The following is a 16657-nucleotide window of genomic DNA, read 5'->3' on the forward strand; positions in this document are numbered from 1 at the left end:
GATGTGCAGAGAACTCACGGTACAATTCCGATCTGTTCGAATGATATTTTCCACATTAAAGCAAAGAAAATAGCGATAGTACGATAAAAATTTTAACGGGTTGATGGCCGCTTTTATACAGGATAACTCACTTTGGATGCCCCGTTTTAGACGTCTGTAACCTCAATCGAGGGAAACGAACGGAATGAACAATCAGCAAAGATAAGGCAACAGAGACAGACGGAACGCAAATCGTGCGGAGCCAAATCTCCGACAAGGTTAATCAAGTTTGATAGACCGACGGATAGCGAGAAATGAAGTCGCAGACCACGGATATGAAAAAGGGGAACTTGATGTTCCCCTTTCAATGAGATTACTGGATACGGCCGCTTGCATGGGCAAGCATTGTATAAACCTTGCCTGTATCGGAAGTGAGATATTTCCTTATCGTTTCTCTGTCGCCAGTTTCCCGAGAGACATCGCGTAGCAGCTTTTCGAAATCTGCAATATATTGGTTGACCGAACGGCGGAAGTCGCTATCAACCAGATATTTTTGGCGGATTTTTTCGAATGTTTTCTGACCATTCAGCGTATAAAGCTTCTGTGTATAAATATTCCGCTGTCCACGACGATAATGATCCCAGAGTTGAACCGCAGCATTGTGGTCAATTGCCCGGACAATATCGACGGATAGAGAATTTAGCGATTCAATCACATGATCGGCAGGGCGCGGTTGGTCAACTTTGTTGAGAGTTGCAACACCCGATTCATCTCCGCGAGAAGCTCGAGCCAAAAGATTTGATACCCAACCGTCTTTTACAGGCGCCGTGGCTGGCTTTGGTGTCATCGACGGATTTGCGGTAAAATTCTGTTTGAACAAAGTGGATGAACGCGGTCTGTCTTCAAAAACAGGGGTTTCCGCTTTCAAGCTTGTAGCCGACGTTGATGGCCGTGAAAAATTGCTGTTCTGCGCATTTTGCTGCATGAGCAGAGACAATTCCTGCAACGCTTTGATCTGATCGGTAACAGCATGACGCATTTGTTCTGCTGATTCCTTCGTTTGTGCCGGCAGTTGACGGATAGTGGTGTTCAAATTATTGCTTGTTTTTTCAAGCTCGCTCTTGATGGATTCTGTTGCTCGACGAATTTCATCGGTAGCGTTGGAAAATTTCGACGAGGCGACGACAACCATCTCGTTCAAACTCTGTTGAAGTCTGAACGCTGAATCGCGTGTGCTCTGGTCTGTTTCTTTCAATGCCGACCCGATAGCCTCCTCGTAATGGGCAATGACCTGATTGATTTCTTCCGATTTGGACATCAATGCGTCACTTAATTGAGCCAATGCATTTTGCTTTTCTTCAATCGTACCACTAAACGAGTTTTGTGATTGATTAAGCATGTGAACAGCCTGATTGAGAACATTTGCGTGTTGATCAAGGCTTTGAGACATTTGATTTATTTGTTCAAGTGCGCTGCCAGACAAACCTTGCAGAAGTTCAACATTGTTGCCCAACATCTGGGTAGAATTGTTCAGATTTTCAGCAATCTGATTACTGTTCTGGTAGAAACTATTGGCCGCTTCATTGAACTGTCCGTCAATATTCTGGATTGACGAGATCAAGCTATTTGCATTGGCACTGATATTCTGTGCAGATTGCTCCATCTGCATCAACACTCCCGAAACATTGCCGATGAAATCATCCTTGACACCGGAAACCGCTTGAAGTGTTTCCGAGGTGCGTTGTGCCAAGGCGTTCATCAAGGCATCATTTTGTGCTTGCATGCGTTGTTCGGCTTCTTGTGTTGCAGCGCTCAATTGATCATTGAACTGGGCTGCCAGACTACCGAGTGATTGGGTCGTCTGTTGAGCAGCCTGTCCGAGATTTTCGGCAACATTTGTCAGTTGTTCAACATCACCTGCAATCTTGCTGGAAGCTCCGCTAACGACATTATTGACGTTTTCGCCAATGCTATTCAAATGATAATCGATATTGGTTTGCAATTGCTGCATCGTTTCGTTCAGCAAATTGGAACGATCAGCTAATGATTGTTCTATAGATTGTGCTGAACTGACTATAACCGAATTGAAACGTTCGGCCTGCTGATTGATAATTCCCTCGGCTTTCGCCATTTCACCGTCAAAAGATGTTGTCAACGTCTGTCCAGCTTCATTGAAGCGTGTTGTGGCTTCATTAATTTTTGCATCAAGAGATGAAAGAATGTTGTCACCCGCAGCCGAAAGAGCTTTCCCAACCGTTTCGGATTGTTCTGTCAGGTTTGTAACAGCCCGTTTTCCGGAAGCAGACAGGACACCTTCGGCCTTTACAGCTACATCGGCAAAAGACGTTACAAACTCCTGACCAAGATCGGCAATCTTGGTTTGAACCTTATTTGTTTCATTATTCAGCGTCGACAAAATACTATCGCTGATATTCGTGAGGGTAGACTGAAGTTTGGTTGCTTCCTCATTGAAGGAGGAGAGAACCTGATTGCCCGATTGCGACAACAAAGAAGATGCTTTGTCAGCAATATCGTTCAGTGAATCCTTTAAAGACGCATTTGAATCTTCAAGAATTGTTTTGGTTTTATCTGTTTGTTCGGCCAAAGATGTTGTCAAACCGGCTCCGGTAGACGAAAGGATGTCGGACGCTCTGTCAGTTGCTTCTGTCAGGCCGTTAACGAGTTTATCGCTTGTCTCGTTTAGCAGCGAATGCGCTCTGTCGGTCTGGGATGTCAGGTTTGTCACCAGCTCACCACCCGATTGGGTAATCAATTCGGATGCTTTTTTGGCTTCATCGGTGAATGTTTCTGACGCAGAAGTAATGCTGTCGCGAAGGTCGCTAGCAAAAGACAGGGCTGAACCTTCCAACGAGCTTTTTACGTTCTGTATGCCGGTTTCCAGTGCGGTCTGTATCGTCTGGGTACGATTGTCAAGAATCGCAGTCTGTTCGGAAAACGTGTTTTTAATGCCTTGATTGTTTTTGGCTACCACGTTTTTAAGCTCGTCCGATTTTTGTTCTAACAAGTTGCTTTGCGCTTCGAACGATTTCGATATTTCACCTAGCGTATTCGTAAAGTTATCCTGTAACTCTTTTGCGCGCTCGGTGACGATATTGGAATTGGTGGTCAATGTCTCATTCATGGATCCGATGCGGTTATCCATTGACGTTAACAATGAATCATTTGATTCGTTCAGCGCTTTTTCAAGCAATTGCGTATGATTTTTAAGAGTGTCCAAATGATTCGCGAACGCCGTTTTCAATTCCTGGCTATTGTTGGCGATCGAATCTTGTACTTTCAGTACCTGACTGCCAACTGTATCGTTGAATGTAGCGTCACCTTTTGCAATGACATCCTTGATATAATCAATGCGCTCTTCCAGAATACGTGCCTGATCGGCAAGGACTTCGTTCAGAGCGGAACTGTTGACTGTAAGTGAATCTCTTAAAGCATCCGCTCTCGTGTCGATATTTTTGGTTTGTGTATCAATAAGTTCGTTGGCTGTTTCAAAACTCTTTTCAATAGCAGCCTGTAATGCGTTGGTACGTTTTTCAATGCCTTCAACATGCTCGCGCGAGTGCAGATCAAGTGTTTCGACATTTTTTACCAAAACTTGTTCAATACTGCTGACGTGCTGTGAAAGTACGTCCATCTGACCTTTCACTGTCTGAGCCAATTTGTCGGTTTCGCTCCCGAGCATTTCTGCTATGAGTTCGCGTCCTCCGGCTATCTGTGATTTGAATTCTTCGGAACGATTTTTGAGCATATCGCCAAGCGAGATATCAAGCCCTTTGACTTCATCAGCAAGCAATTTTTTGCCGTCATCAAATGTTGACAGGAAGTCGTTACGACCTGCGGTAAATGCATTCGCAATTTCGACAGTACGAGCCTTGAGAGTTTCGTTGATTTGATTTGCTCTTGCATCAAGAACGCCACCCAGCTTTTCAGTGTTTTCTTCGAGCTCTTGAGCACGGTTTATAAAGGCAGCGATGATTGAATTACCACGTTCGCCCAGTGAACTGTCGACATCGGCAAGACGTTTTTCAAACGCCGCAATCGCTTCTGTGGCGACATTGTCGAATTGTGTGGACAAAGTAGAAGCATGGTCACCCAATTTTGTAATTTTGTCGTTGAAATCGGATAAAGCCCGCTCGGTAGCAGCTTGCATCCGTTGACTGAGTGCTTCTGCGCGCTGTTCTGCTTCCTCGGCTCCTTGATTGAAACTTGTGGAAATTTTTTCACTATTTTTTTCCAGCCGTTCTGCAGCAGAAGTAACGCTCTGTTCGAGATTGTTATAAAGATCGGAATTCTGCCTTTGCAATTCTTCAGCAGTCTGACGGAATTTTTCAGCGAGTTCGCCACTTACGCCGTCACCCACCTCTGCCAATCTGGCAACAAGTTCTTCGCCCTGTTTTTGGAGTGTTTGAGTAAGAGTTTTTGTAACATTCTCGACATTGTTCGAAATATTGGACGTGATGACGTCGAATTCTTTGCTCAATTCATTTTGTGTGCCGCGAATAGTGGATTGCACCCGATCGGCATGACCGAGAATTGCCTCCCGTTCGGTGCTTAGTTCACTAATGAGATTATGAATACGCGATTCATTTTCTGTATAGGCACGTTCAAGGTTTTGAACTTCACCCTGAATGAGTGCTTCGAGTTCCACAGCCCGTGACAGAGTCCGTTCAATACCTTCGTTCATGGCAGAAACTTCCTGACGGATAGTTTTACCAAGTGATACGGCATGTTCTTCTGTTGCTTGCGGACGACCTAAGCGTAAGGCAGCATCACTTACTGCAGCCGCAATATTGCGGAGTTCAGTGGATCGTTTGGAAAGCTGCGCAAATCCCCAGAACATTAAAATCGGTACAGCGGTTCCGGCGGCAACGGCAAGTCCGACAGGAGTGGCAGCAAATGCTGCAAGGCCGGCGGGAGCCAATGAATTTGCAACATATGCACCGCCTGCTGCCCACAGAGCACTGAGTGCAGTGGTGCTCCAATAAATACGTGATGGCTTTGCCGTATAGTTTCCGGAAACCTTTATTAAATTGAGATCATCATTGGCAGGCTTCGGTGGATTGGTTACCAGACTGTCATGCACGGTACCGCCAGTCGATTCGCGATCCGGCTTTTTGCCGAACAGGCTTTCAGCCACAGATTCATCAACAGTTGGGCTATTCTGGCCATTCAAACGAGCCGAAGGAGCATTTTCAGCAGCAAGCTCTTCTGTTGCTTGCGCTATTTGCTCGGCGAGATCATCCAGGTCGATCAGGCCGTTGGTCGATTGGGCAGCACTCTCTTTTGTGGTGGCATTATCGAAATTGAAGTCCAAAGCCTCTTCGAGTGCTTCTTCGACTTCGTCATCAATTTTTTCTGCCTTGGTTCTACGTGCCATCTTAGCCTCTTTACTCTATACACATTGAAAGACGGTGGTACTTTCAATAAAGCATGCTTATCCTAACCTTTAAGGAATTAGAAAGGAATACGTTCTTGGCTAAAGTTTGAAATCTTTTAAGATAAAGTTAACGGCGCCACGGGGGGAGTCTCAAAAAACTAAAAAAAATATGATAAATCAAATATATAGGACGATTGTAAGTTGGTACATATTTTGTTCATAAGTGAGGAAAACAACCAGCAATTTGCTGTGGATAGCTCATCAGGCCTCACTCTGATGGAAGCTGCACTGGAAAATAACGTGCCCGGCATCATTGCCGAATGTGGTGGCGCATGTTCCTGTGCAACATGTCATGTCTATATAGATGAAAAATGGCGGAGCAGGGTAGGGGCGCCAAATATAATGGAAGATGATATGTTGGATTTTGCTTATGACAGACGTGAAAATTCCAGACTTTCTTGTCAAATTGTTCTCGATGAAAGTCTGGATGGACTTATTGTTTACATTCCCGAACGCCAAAGTTGATGATTATTGCTTTGCTTGTTCGAGTTTTTGCAGGCGTCCGACAAGTAAATTTATAAAGCGGTGATCGAAATTGACAGCCTCTGCACGATCAAACTGTCGTTGGGCATTTTCATGGTCGATCAATATATTATAGGTTGTCTTTTCGATATCCTGCTTCAACAGATTGCAATTCGATCTATAGGGAAGACTTTTTACCGAGCGTTCTATTTTTGTCGCATGGGAGCGCGCAATCACAATGTGACTTTCTTCATGGCGCTGGATATCCCTCGACAATGTGTCCCATACAAGTGCCATTTCTATCGATTTGGTCGTTGAACGTTGTTTCCATCTAGGCAGAGACATTTTCGCGTGAACATCGACGTTTACGGATGCGACCTTGCAATAACGGCCGTCCTGAACAAGTTTCAATCGCGGATCAAACGAAATTGTTGTGGCTCCGGGATGGCGGCTTCCGGTACTTTTAATATAGGGTCCCTTATGTGCCAAGGCTTTATCGAGTTGCGCAGGAGTTGTGCCTGACAAAGTGTAATAGCTGACAGTTTTATAAATTCTGGCGGCATCAGCCGTTACAGAAAACGGTATCAAGAAAAAACATGTAGCAGCCAAAGTACTGATCGTTTTTTTGAACATTTTAATCTCTGTCGTTAAAAATAGTAAACTTGTGTGATCATTTACATGAATATGCTAAAAAAGCGTCTACAAAATAAGACAATCTTGAAGCAAGCGAAAATTAATATGAAAAACTTCTGGTCGATTGGTCATAATAAAACAATTTCACTTCATCCGTCGTCTGTTTTGATGGGCATCTTGAACGTGACTCCGGACTCCTTTTCAGATGGGGGGGACCACAATTCTTTGCAAGAGGCCGTTAGCTTTGGACAAAAAATGATGGATGATGGCGCTTCCATTATTGATATCGGAGGCGAATCCACCCGACCGGGATTTGATACCGTCACCATAAAAGAAGAACAAAATCGTGTATTGCCGGTTGTCGAAAAATTGGCCGGAAAAGAGGGGGCGTTTTTATCTATTGATACGTATCACGCGGAAACTGCCCATCTTGCCTTGAAAGCGGGTGCACACATTATCAACGATATTTGGGGGTTGCAGCGGGAACCCGAAATGGCCGAGATTATTGCTTCCGAGCGGGCGGGCGTTGTCATCATGCACAATTCCCGTGACCGCGACGTTTTGACAGACATTATCGAAGATCAGAAATTCTTCTTTGACAAATCTTTGGAGCTTGCCAAAAAGTCCGGTATTGCCGATGATGCTATTGTACTCGACCCGGGATTCGGGTTCGGTTTGGATTTTCATGATAATCTTGTCTTATTGAACCGGGCGTCAGAACTTCATATGTTCGGTTTTCCGTTACTGGCTGCTACCTCGAGAAAACGTTTCCTCGGTACTTTAACCGGTCAGCAAGACGCGAAAATGCGCGATATAGCAACGACCGCAACCTCCGTTTTATTGCGACAAGCGGGTTTTTCCATTTTTAGAGTACATAATGTGATCATGAATAAGGATGCATTGGCGGTTGTAGACGGGGTCGAAGGCGTGGCATGCAATTAGCTTATAAGAAAAAAAGTTCAAATAATATTCCCCAAAAAGCCTGGCTGGGGCTAGGGGGCAATATCGGGGATGTTCCATCGACTTTGAAATATGCTCTTGCCGATATCGAACACTCTTCGGAAAACCATCTGATATCTGTTTCATCCTTCTATCAGACACCCCCATGGGGCAAAATAGACCAAAACCGGTTTGTCAATATTTGCTGTGAAATCGAGACGCTTTTTGATCCGGAAAATTTGTTACAATTCTGTCTTCATATCGAGAAAAAATATGGTCGGGAAAGAAAGATAAAATGGGGGCCGAGAACTCTCGATATAGACCTGCTTGTTTATGAAAATATCCCTCATTACCGGTCGGAAACCTTGACATTACCGCACCCGTTGATGACTGAAAGAGCGTTCGTTTTATACCCTTTATGCGAAATAGCGTCGGCTCTTATTGTCAATGGACGCACTATCAGGGAATGGAAGAAGGACTGCGCAGATGATGGCATTGTGGTACTTCCGACACACTTCACGATGAGATGACTGTCATTTCACATATTAATGATGACGGAAGAGAAAAAAATCGTTAAAGGGCTTTATAAGTTCGATCGTGTTTATAAGCATCATCGAAGAGCTAAGCTGAGGTGCCCGCATGTCAAGCGTATTTCCGAAATCCATCTTTATCGTTGCAGGTTTTGCACTTTCCGTTACCGGATGTACTACAACACAAAACCAGACAACGGCGACGAATTCTCTGACAACTGCTGTTGCAAGCAATCCGGCACCGAAATTTCCTTCATTTACCGCTCCGACACGCAGCGTAGCCCCTGATCTCGCACAGGCATGTATCAATAGTGCGGCAAATAAGTATTTTTTGCCTACGCGCGTGATCAAAGCGGTTGATTCCCGCAAACCCGGAGATGGCTCGACACAAGTTATCCTCAAAGTTGATTTACGTGATGCTGTTTGCACCGTCAGTGCAGGAGGTGTCGTAAAATCGGTGATTGACACATCTCCGAAAAGTGCAGATCAGATAGCTGCGGAAGCTCAGGCGGCTGCGGGAACCAAAGCTTTATCGCAAAATACAACAGAAACCACTGTTGTCAGGACACCTAAGAAAACGACATCGACAACCTCTACCGGTGTTAAAAAACGGACACAAGCGACAGCAGCCTCAGGGCAATCCTTATACTAAGAGATTGACTGGCATAGCGTTAATAGCGGTACAGCCATTAATAAAAGGGTGATCTGGGTTTTATCTATCCGGATAGGAACGGGGGGTATAGCTCCACACTTTGCCAGCCCTTTCAAAACGGCGTGTTTCACTTGAACCGATGATAACCACAGAACGACTCGTAATGTCTCTGATGTTCATGTCGGCAAGTGTCGTTATCAAGGTCTGTTCGCCAGTGCGTCCGATATCGGTTCCTATCATAACAATCCGGTCGGCAGGGCAAAGTTGGTTCAATATACGCAAGACATCAACGATTTTCGTCGGGCGGTTGCGTGATACGGGGTTATAAAGTGCCAACACCATATCCGATTTTATTGCCGCAACCAGTCGCTTTTCGATGATTTTCCACGGTTTCAGATTGTCAGATAATGAAATAACCGCAAAATCGTGTCCCAATGGCGCTCCGAGACGCGCTGCGGCAGATTGCGCGGCAGTTATACCCGTTTCTACTTTTACTTCGACATTGTCCCAAAGCGGCGAATAGTTCTCATCGAGAGTTTCAAAAACAGCGGCAGCCATGGCGAATATTCCGGGGTCTCCCGAAGAAATCATAGCCACTCTTTTGCCCGTAGCAGCAAGGTCCAACGCTTCTTTTGCCCTTAAAAGTTCTTGCCTGTTATCGCTCGGATGGAGCGTTTGTTTCGCCAGAAACGGAGATGCGAGTTTTATATAATAATCATAGCCGAAAATATCGGTTGCTTCTGCCAAAGCATTACGAGCAGAAAAGGTAATATTTTCGCTGTTTCCAGGCCCCAGCCCGACAATTGTAAGCAGCCCGTTTTTTTTGCTCTTGCGATAAATGAGCTTGTTAGACGAGCCTTTTATATCACTCCCGTTCTCATCAATAACGATCTTAAGTGAAGCGTCCGTTGAAAATGGGAGTGAACCGGTAGAAAACCACTGATGCGTTCCCACCAGCTCTACGGTTTCTCCGGCAAGAAGCGAAGAAAGAAAACTTGCAGCGTCGTTTTTGTTGACAAGTTCGAGGTCTTCCGGAGGGGTGAGAAGATTTAGACCAAATCGCAAATATCCGCTGGTGGTAATTGCTGCATGACTATCAAGAAGCTTTGCGAGGTCATGAGCGAGATCATTCGCGCCGATATTCGCTCCCAATAATGGCACAACGGAAGAGCCATCTTCTGCAATACACAAAACCGGAGGTTCACTGAATTTGTCTTTCAAAAGCGGGGCAAGAATTCTGACAATGAGACCGCAAGCACACAAAGCAACGATCGGACGGCCGGATAGGAAAGCATCTTTTATTGAACTGGCTATGTCATCGACAATGGTAATATCTGTGCCTTCGACACGGCTTGTTCCATATATAGTTGCGTTTTTCAAAAATTTGGAAATAGCAATAGCCTGATCTTTCGAAAAATCGGAAAATATAAATATGCCAATATGTTGTGACGAATAATTAAACAATATAATTAACCCTTTTGCCTATGTCAGGTCTTATTCTGGTGCTTTATACCCGGTATCAATACAAGTGAGAAATAGGGCGATTTTTCACTATCAGCTTCAAGGATAGGAATGATTTTCTGCTCGTCCATTGTCGCTCTCTCGATATAAAGTGCGCGTTCCGTCAGGCCGGTTATTTCCAACGCCTCTTTTATTTTGGAAAGGTTTCTTCCCACTTTCATGATAGCAAATGCATCGCCGTTGCGAAGTTTGTCGACAAGCGCCTGTTTCTCCAAGACGCCCGACAAAACGGTAAAGCTTTGATTGCGGTAGCACAAAGGCACTTGTAAAACAGATGCGGCTCCGAATATTGAAGAAATACCCGGAATGATTTCTGTCGGGTAGCTTTTTCCCAGAAGGTTATAAAGATACATAAACGAGCTATAAAATAGCGGATCCCCTTCAGCCAAAATAACAACAGTTTTGTTATTTTTTAAATATAAATCAATCGTTTGGTACGAGTTGTTATAAAACTGATTTAACTTTTCGCGATAAAGATCGGATCGGCTGTCGGATTGCACAGTTACGGGGTAGGTCAATGGCTGTAAATGTGCTTTTTCAGAAATCCAACGCTTGGCAATTCTTAGCGCATTGCTGTTATGCGTTTCCGTTTCGTGATAAACGATAACGTCGGCGGACTGGATCGCTTTCATCCCTTTAACCGTTATAAGTTCGGGATCGCCGGGGCCAACGCCAACACCGATAAGCTTTGCTCGTTTTCCGTTCATTCGCGTTCACTCGCCAAAGCGTTAATAGCAGCCGCTGCCACTGCGCTACCGCCCCGTCTTCCGTGAACAACAATATAGGGTATGGAAAATTGGTTTTTAGCCAAAGCCTGTTTGGATTCTTTTGCGCCGACAAATCCTACCGGACAGCCGATAATCAATTCAGGCTTTTCAAAACCTTGTTCAATGAGGTTAAGAAGGTGAAAGAGTGCTGTCGGTGCGTTACCAATGACGACAACAGAGTTTTTTATATAAGGTTTCCAAAGTTCGACTGCTGCTGCTGAACGCGTGTTTCCGATTTTTTTCGCGTGTTCCGCTATAGATTTATCTGCGAGTGTACAGATAACCTGATTATTCGCCGGTAACCGTTTTCGGGTGATTCCTTCGGCAACCATTTTGGCGTCGCATAATATTGTAGCACCGTCGGCGAGCGCCTTCCTACCGATACTGCCAGCGCCGTCGGAAAATGCAATATCTTTCACGATGTCAGTCATACCGCAAGCGTGTATAACCCTGACAACCAGCTTTTCGAGATCGGCCGGTATATTGGTGAGATCAGCTTCCGAGCGTATTGTTGCAAATGACCGGTTGTAAATTTCCTGACCATCTCTCAAGTAATCAAGCATAGCTTCACGCCTTTTTATGGTATTTTTCTATTTCTCGTTTTCTATATAGCGCATAACATCAGATATGCTCATATTCTCGCACAAAAGTTGCCCGAATTTATCTTTTTCCGTCTCATTCGTTAAATTTGCACGATAGAGGTTATAAATACCGTCTTTGACAGCGAGAATCGTGAACGGAAAAGCTTCGGTTGCCACGCAGGATTTTGAACATGCGGTCAAGTGAACGAGCGCTTTCGGATTGCCTGAAAAATGCTCAACGAGATATTTTCCATCACGTTGAACATTGGAAAGTGCCGAATGACAGAGAGGCGCACCGGCACAACAATAAACATAAAGTGCCGGGTTATTTTCGTCGGTTGCAAGTCCGAGTTTCGAAAGACCATCTCTGATCAATGTTGCTTCATCCCGACTGCAATCGGGTATGATGATCCCCTGATAATGGGTAAGGCGTATCGGCGTGTTGCGAGCGCGCATTCTGGCAAGTTCTGCAACGCCGTGCAAGGTTTTCGATGCCATTCGTCCGAGCTCGGGTCTTGCACCCACATAAAAAAAGTCTTTCTGTTTCTGCGGTAATATGCCGGTTAATGTCGACAGGTCTTCATGTAAGTCAGGGTTCATCAACGGTTTGGAGATGTCATTGCCGAAATGTTGATAGATATGGGTTAGAAAATCTTTAAATCTGCCACTAACGCAAAGATGCTTCATGCGACTTATGGAAGGTTCGGATTTTGTTATGGAGATGAACAATCCGAGCGCATATCGTATAAATTCCAGCGCTTTTTTTTCTGTGATGCTGCCAATGGTAGGCGATTTGCTATCCGGCATATCGAGCGCCGATGAAGCAAATCCGAAATTGTAAGCTTTGCCGTCAGGATGGGCTGAAAGCCAGATATCGGCTTTATGGTTCAAAACCTGTGTTGTTTCACCGCCATTTATCAGAAATGAAAATTTCGGAGACAGGCTCGCAAAGTTTTTTTCAAGTTGCAACATAGCAAGAAGCTTGTCGGCAAATTCAACAGTATTACACGACATGTCTACGTCAATGCCGGCTGTTGGTGCAACCATGACATTTCGAATATCGTCGCCTTCCGGAGTTAAAGGTCCAAGACCAAGATCAAGAATTTTGTTGATCAACTTCTGTTGGTTGTTTTTTGCAACAGCGCGTATTTGCACATTTGCTCTTGTTGTGAGTTCGACATAGCCGCACGAAAAGGTTTCGGCTGCATCTGCTATGCCGTCAATTTGCTCGCTCGTCAAACGGCCTAACGGTAGTTTTATTCGGCAAATCCCGCCATCATTGGCTAGCGGCATACGAAACAATCCCGGACAGGCAAATCGTCTATCCTGAACTGCCTTGATTTTAACTTCATTTTCTGTAGGTGCGGCGGTAATCATTTTGCTTGCTCTCGGAGTGGGCAGATTCTAATAAAGCTAAATAGGGACAAATAGCTTACCGATCAACGTGAATGAACAAAAAACCTTGGCTGACAATTATTGGTATCGGAGATGACGGCTGGAGTGGCCTTACGCTGCGCCAACAAAATGCTTTAACTGCGGCTTCCCATATATATGGTGGCAAACGACATCTTGGTTTTTTGCCTGAAAATTTGTCGGCGAAATTAATTTCTTGGCCGTCACCTTTTTCAAAAGGCGTAGACGGAATATTGTCGTTAAAAGGGCAAAATGTTGTCGCGCTGGTCAGCGGAGATCCTATGTTTTTCGGAGCAGGAGCAACTTTACTTCGAAAAGTACCCGTAGCCGAGGTATTGGTTCTGCCACATCCGTCGTCGTTTTCATTGGCCGCCTCACATCTCGGCTGGGCATTGCAAGATACAGTCTGCCTTTCAATCAACGGCCGTCCTATTCGTTCCATCCTTGGCCAATTGCAGAACAATAACCGATTGATTATTCTGTCGGAAAACAAAAACAGTCCGTCAGAGCTTGCAAAACTCCTAGTAGATTATGGTTTTGGTGCAAGTGAAATGACTGTCATGGAACATTTGGGCGGTGAAAAACAGCGCATTCGCGCTCGAAAGGCTGAGAAATTCGACCTTGATGATTGCGAAAATCTCAATCTGGTCGCGGTTGAATGCCACGCTGATCGTGCAGATGCCGGATTTAGTTTTTGTTCAGGATTGCCCGATGACGCCTTTTTCACAGACGGTCAACTCACCAAACAGGATGTCAGGGCAGTTACTATGGCGCATCTTGCTCCGAGATTTGGTGAAGTATTGTGGGATGTTGGAGCCGGTAGCGGCTCGATTTCGATTGAATGGTTACGTGCCGCTAGAGGAACACGTGCTTATGCAATTGAAAAAAAAGAGAGTAGACAAAATACGATTTTAAAAAATGCCGATCACTTTGGAGTTATCGGTCTCTCGCTTATAAGAGGAGAAGCGCCGTTTTGTCTGGCTGGCCTTGAAAGCCCCGATGCAATATTTATTGGCGGCGGTTTTACCCATCCCGATTTGTTCGACTGCTGCTGGAAAAGTTTGAAGTCCGGTGGAAGGCTGGTTGTCAATGCTGTAACGCTTGAAACCAATGCCATCCTTGCAGAGCATTCCAAAAAAGTTAATGCGCGCCTCATTCATCTTGCATTTGCAGAAGCTGTTCCTTTGGGAAATTTTCACGTATGGCGCAATTCGCTTCCTATCACCATGATGATTGCCCGAAAAACCTGAACTGTTTAACATATTATGCTACTTAAAGCTGTGGGCGCGGTTGTAGTTACGGATTGACAACTGGTGGTTTTTTGTTCGATATGAACAAATTAGAATTTTATGCGGTTCGAAATATAGGTATAAGAACAATGACAGAACGATCGCAGCACCTGCAGGATCTCTTTCTGAATGCAGTACGTAAACAGAAGATTTCTCTTACAATCTTTTTGGTAAATGGCGTCAAACTTACCGGCATAGTAACATCGTTCGACAATTTTTGCGTGTTGCTGCGACGTGACGGGCACTCCCAGCTCGTTTACAAGCATGCGATATCGACCATAATGCCTAGTCAGCCGGTGCAGATGCTGGATGAAGAAGAGGACATTGAATAGCTCCTCCGGGATAATTTCTTGGGGGGATAGCTCCTAGGGCATTTTTTAAAAAAGGAATTTTCGGTTGAAACTTCAAAAAAGAGTTTTCGGTTGAAAAAAGTTTTCTTGCCAAAAAGATCAGGTTTTTTCACTTCCCGGTCTTCCCACTTTTATGTCGAGTTTTGTGGTTAGCTTGTCATGATGGACGATCATGACAAGACCCACAAACTGGTTTCAAGACAAACAGTTGAAACACGAGCAATTGTTATCGTTCCCGTCATATATGATCGGGAGAACTCGAAGAAAAATTATGAAGCATCGTCGCGCTCGCGTATCGATGAAGCGGTAGGGCTTGCCGAAGCTATCCGCCTGAATGTTGTTGAAAAAATATCCGTCAATATCGAAAAACCGCGTCCGGCAACCTTGCTAGGTCAAGGAAAAGTCGAAGAAATCGGCAAGGTTGTTTCTGATGGAAAAATCGACCTTGCGGTCATGGACTCTTCTCTGACGCCGATCCAGCAGAGAAATCTTGAAAAAGCCTGGAACTGCAAAGTTATTGATCGCACAGCTCTTATTCTCGAGATTTTTGGCGATAGGGCAAGAACAAAAGAAGGTGTCCTTCAGGTGGAGCTTGCCCACCTCAATTATCAAAAGGGTCGATTGGTCAGAAGTTGGACCCACTTGGAAAGACAGCGCGGTGGCAGCGGCTTTCTCGGCGGACCTGGTGAAACACAGATTGAAGCTGACCGGCGCATTTTGCAGGCCAAAATTGTTCGCATCAAGCGTGAACTTGAAACAGTCGTCAGAACAAGAGCACTCCATAGGGCGAAAAGAAAAAAAGTCCCTTATCCGGTTATAGCACTTGTCGGTTATACCAATGCCGGTAAATCGACATTATTCAATCGTTTGACGGGCGCGGATGTGTTGGCCAAAGACATGCTCTTTGCAACACTTGATCCGACATTGCGCAAAGTAATCCTGCCGCACGAACAGACGGTGATGTTGTCGGATACGGTTGGATTCATTTCCGATCTTCCAACCCATCTCGTTGCAGCATTCAGAGCCACATTGGAAGAGGTTGTCGAAGCTGACCTCATCCTTCATGTGCGCGATATGTCGGACGTCGAAAACCACGCCCACGCGCAGGATGTCTTGAATATTTTATCAAGTCTTGGTGTCAATACAGATGATCCTCATCACATTATAGAAGTCTGGAACAAGGTCGATTTGCTCGACGATGTGTCACTGGCTGCTTTGCAGGATTCTGCCCGCACTTCTCTCACGCCGGTTGTGGCTGTTTCTGCTCTAACCGGCAAAGGCGTTGACAAACTTCTCGCGATTATTGAAAAACGAATATCCGGCGAAATGATCAAACGGCAAATTGTTCTCAAGCCGGATGAATATGGTCTTCTTGATTGGCTTTACAAGAATGGTGAGGTCGTCAAAAAGACGTCTAAAGATGACGGTTCGGTTATTGTTTTGGCAAATCTAACCGTACAGGCGAATGATCGCTTCGATAATATCATTAAAACAAAACATTCGGACTAACCGAAATTTATCTCCGGAGGGAAATGCAAATGGCTTTTTATCGGCTTGATGGTATAGATCCCGTTGTTGAAGATAGTGCAGCGAGCTGGGTTGCAGAAAGTGCCGAAATTATCGGAAAGGTGGTTTTAAAGCCGCGCTCCAGTGTTTGGTTCGGAAGCGTTTTGCGCGGGGACAATGAAACGATTACTATTGGTGAGGGAACAAATATTCAGGATATGACAATGGTTCACACCGATGTTGGTATCGAAGTGTCAATTGGCAAAAATTGTACTATTGGTCATAAAGTCATCCTTCACGGTTGTACCATTGGAGATACCAGCTTGATCGGAATGGGTGCCATTATTATGAACCACGCGGTTATTGGCGAAGAGTCGATAGTGGGAGCAGGGGCATTGGTTACTCAAGGGAAAGAGTTTCCGAGCCGGTCACTTATTGTTGGCAATCCGGCACGTTTTGTCAGAAATTTGACCGATGAGGAAATAGAAGGCATTAAAAAATCTGCGTCACATTATTATGACAATGCACAAAGATTCAAATATAATCTCGTGCCTCTCACTTTGCCGGAACAATGATAGGT

At 44.9% G+C, this 16657-nt stretch carries 14 protein-coding genes; 8 read left to right on the forward strand and 6 right to left on the reverse strand.

Annotated elements, in window-relative coordinates; genetic code table 11:
- Window positions 1-352: 352 nt before the first annotated feature.
- Entirely contained in the window at window positions 353-5374 is a 5022-nt protein-coding gene (locus H3S82_RS06450; protein ID WP_198232121.1) for a hypothetical protein, read from the reverse strand.
- A gap of 201 nt (window positions 5375-5575) precedes the next feature.
- Here H3S82_RS06450 and H3S82_RS06455 point away from each other — a divergent pair, with 201 nt between their 5' ends.
- Window positions 5576-5899 carry a 2Fe-2S iron-sulfur cluster-binding protein gene (locus H3S82_RS06455; protein WP_198232120.1) on the forward strand — a complete coding sequence of 108 codons (324 nt, stop codon included), beginning with the start codon at window positions 5576-5578 and terminating at the stop codon, window positions 5897-5899.
- Window positions 5900-5902: 3 nt separating this feature from the next.
- Here H3S82_RS06455 and H3S82_RS06460 read toward each other — a convergent pair whose 3' ends face one another.
- Window positions 5903-6529 carry a DUF922 domain-containing Zn-dependent protease gene (locus tag H3S82_RS06460; RefSeq protein ID WP_198224729.1) on the reverse strand — a complete coding sequence of 209 codons (627 nt, stop codon included), beginning with the start codon at window positions 6527-6529 and terminating at the stop codon, window positions 5903-5905.
- Between the two features lie 105 nt (window positions 6530-6634).
- On the opposite strand from H3S82_RS06460, the gene folP reads away from it, so the two are divergent.
- From folP to H3S82_RS11395, 3 genes are all read left to right on the forward strand, one after another.
- Window positions 6635-7471, forward strand: a complete 837-nt coding sequence (gene folP / locus H3S82_RS06465; RefSeq protein ID WP_198232119.1) for a dihydropteroate synthase — start codon at window positions 6635-6637, stop codon at window positions 7469-7471.
- Window positions 7462-7998: a 2-amino-4-hydroxy-6-hydroxymethyldihydropteridine diphosphokinase gene (gene folK / locus H3S82_RS06470; RefSeq protein ID WP_198232118.1), complete on the forward strand. Its 537-nt coding sequence runs from the start codon at window positions 7462-7464 to the stop codon at window positions 7996-7998. The genes folP and folK overlap by 10 nt, the downstream gene beginning before the upstream one ends.
- Window positions 7999-8107: 109 nt before the next feature.
- Window positions 8108-8650 carry a hypothetical protein gene (locus H3S82_RS11395; protein WP_149867422.1) on the forward strand — a complete coding sequence of 181 codons (543 nt, stop codon included), beginning with the start codon at window positions 8108-8110 and terminating at the stop codon, window positions 8648-8650.
- A 60-nt stretch (window positions 8651-8710) separates the two neighbouring features.
- Here H3S82_RS11395 and cobJ read toward each other — a convergent pair whose 3' ends face one another.
- Genes cobJ through cobG form a run of 4 tightly spaced genes read right to left on the reverse strand, consistent with a single transcriptional unit; the run spans window position 8711 to window position 12896 of the window.
- A complete protein-coding gene (cobJ, locus tag H3S82_RS06480) occupies window positions 8711-10114 on the reverse strand; it encodes a precorrin-3B C(17)-methyltransferase (protein WP_198232117.1) in 1404 nt (467 codons plus the stop codon).
- Window positions 10115-10137: 23 nt separating this feature from the next.
- Window positions 10138-10878, reverse strand: a complete 741-nt coding sequence (locus tag H3S82_RS06485) for a precorrin-2 C(20)-methyltransferase (RefSeq protein ID WP_198232116.1) — start codon at window positions 10876-10878, stop codon at window positions 10138-10140.
- Window positions 10875-11501: a precorrin-8X methylmutase gene (locus H3S82_RS06490; protein ID WP_198232115.1), complete on the reverse strand. Its 627-nt coding sequence runs from the start codon at window positions 11499-11501 to the stop codon at window positions 10875-10877. The genes H3S82_RS06485 and H3S82_RS06490 overlap by 4 nt, the downstream gene beginning before the upstream one ends.
- A gap of 27 nt (window positions 11502-11528) precedes the next feature.
- Window positions 11529-12896: a precorrin-3B synthase gene (gene cobG, locus H3S82_RS06495; RefSeq protein ID WP_198232114.1), complete on the reverse strand. Its 1368-nt coding sequence runs from the start codon at window positions 12894-12896 to the stop codon at window positions 11529-11531.
- 71 nt (window positions 12897-12967) lie between these two features.
- Between cobG and cbiE the strand changes: the two genes are divergently transcribed.
- The 4 genes from cbiE to H3S82_RS06515 all read left to right on the forward strand — a co-directional run bounded on the left by cbiE (window position 12968) and on the right by H3S82_RS06515 (window position 16652).
- Window positions 12968-14182, forward strand: a complete 1215-nt coding sequence (gene cbiE, locus H3S82_RS06500; protein ID WP_198232113.1) for a precorrin-6y C5,15-methyltransferase (decarboxylating) subunit CbiE — start codon at window positions 12968-12970, stop codon at window positions 14180-14182.
- A gap of 128 nt (window positions 14183-14310) precedes the next feature.
- The gene (gene hfq / locus H3S82_RS06505) at window positions 14311-14553 is read left to right on the forward strand and encodes an RNA chaperone Hfq (protein ID WP_077973529.1); all 243 of its coding nucleotides are present in this window, start codon (window positions 14311-14313) and stop codon (window positions 14551-14553) included.
- Window positions 14554-14730: 177 nt separating this feature from the next.
- Window positions 14731-16080: a GTPase HflX gene (gene hflX, locus H3S82_RS06510; RefSeq protein ID WP_198232112.1), complete on the forward strand. Its 1350-nt coding sequence runs from the start codon at window positions 14731-14733 to the stop codon at window positions 16078-16080.
- A gap of 29 nt (window positions 16081-16109) precedes the next feature.
- The gene (locus tag H3S82_RS06515) at window positions 16110-16652 is read left to right on the forward strand and encodes a gamma carbonic anhydrase family protein (protein ID WP_077971312.1); all 543 of its coding nucleotides are present in this window, start codon (window positions 16110-16112) and stop codon (window positions 16650-16652) included.
- Window positions 16653-16657: the final 5 nt, after the last annotated feature.

The organism is Bartonella sp. M0192 (assembly GCF_016102305.1).
GTDB classification, from domain to species: domain Bacteria; phylum Pseudomonadota; class Alphaproteobacteria; order Rhizobiales; family Rhizobiaceae; genus Bartonella; species Bartonella apihabitans.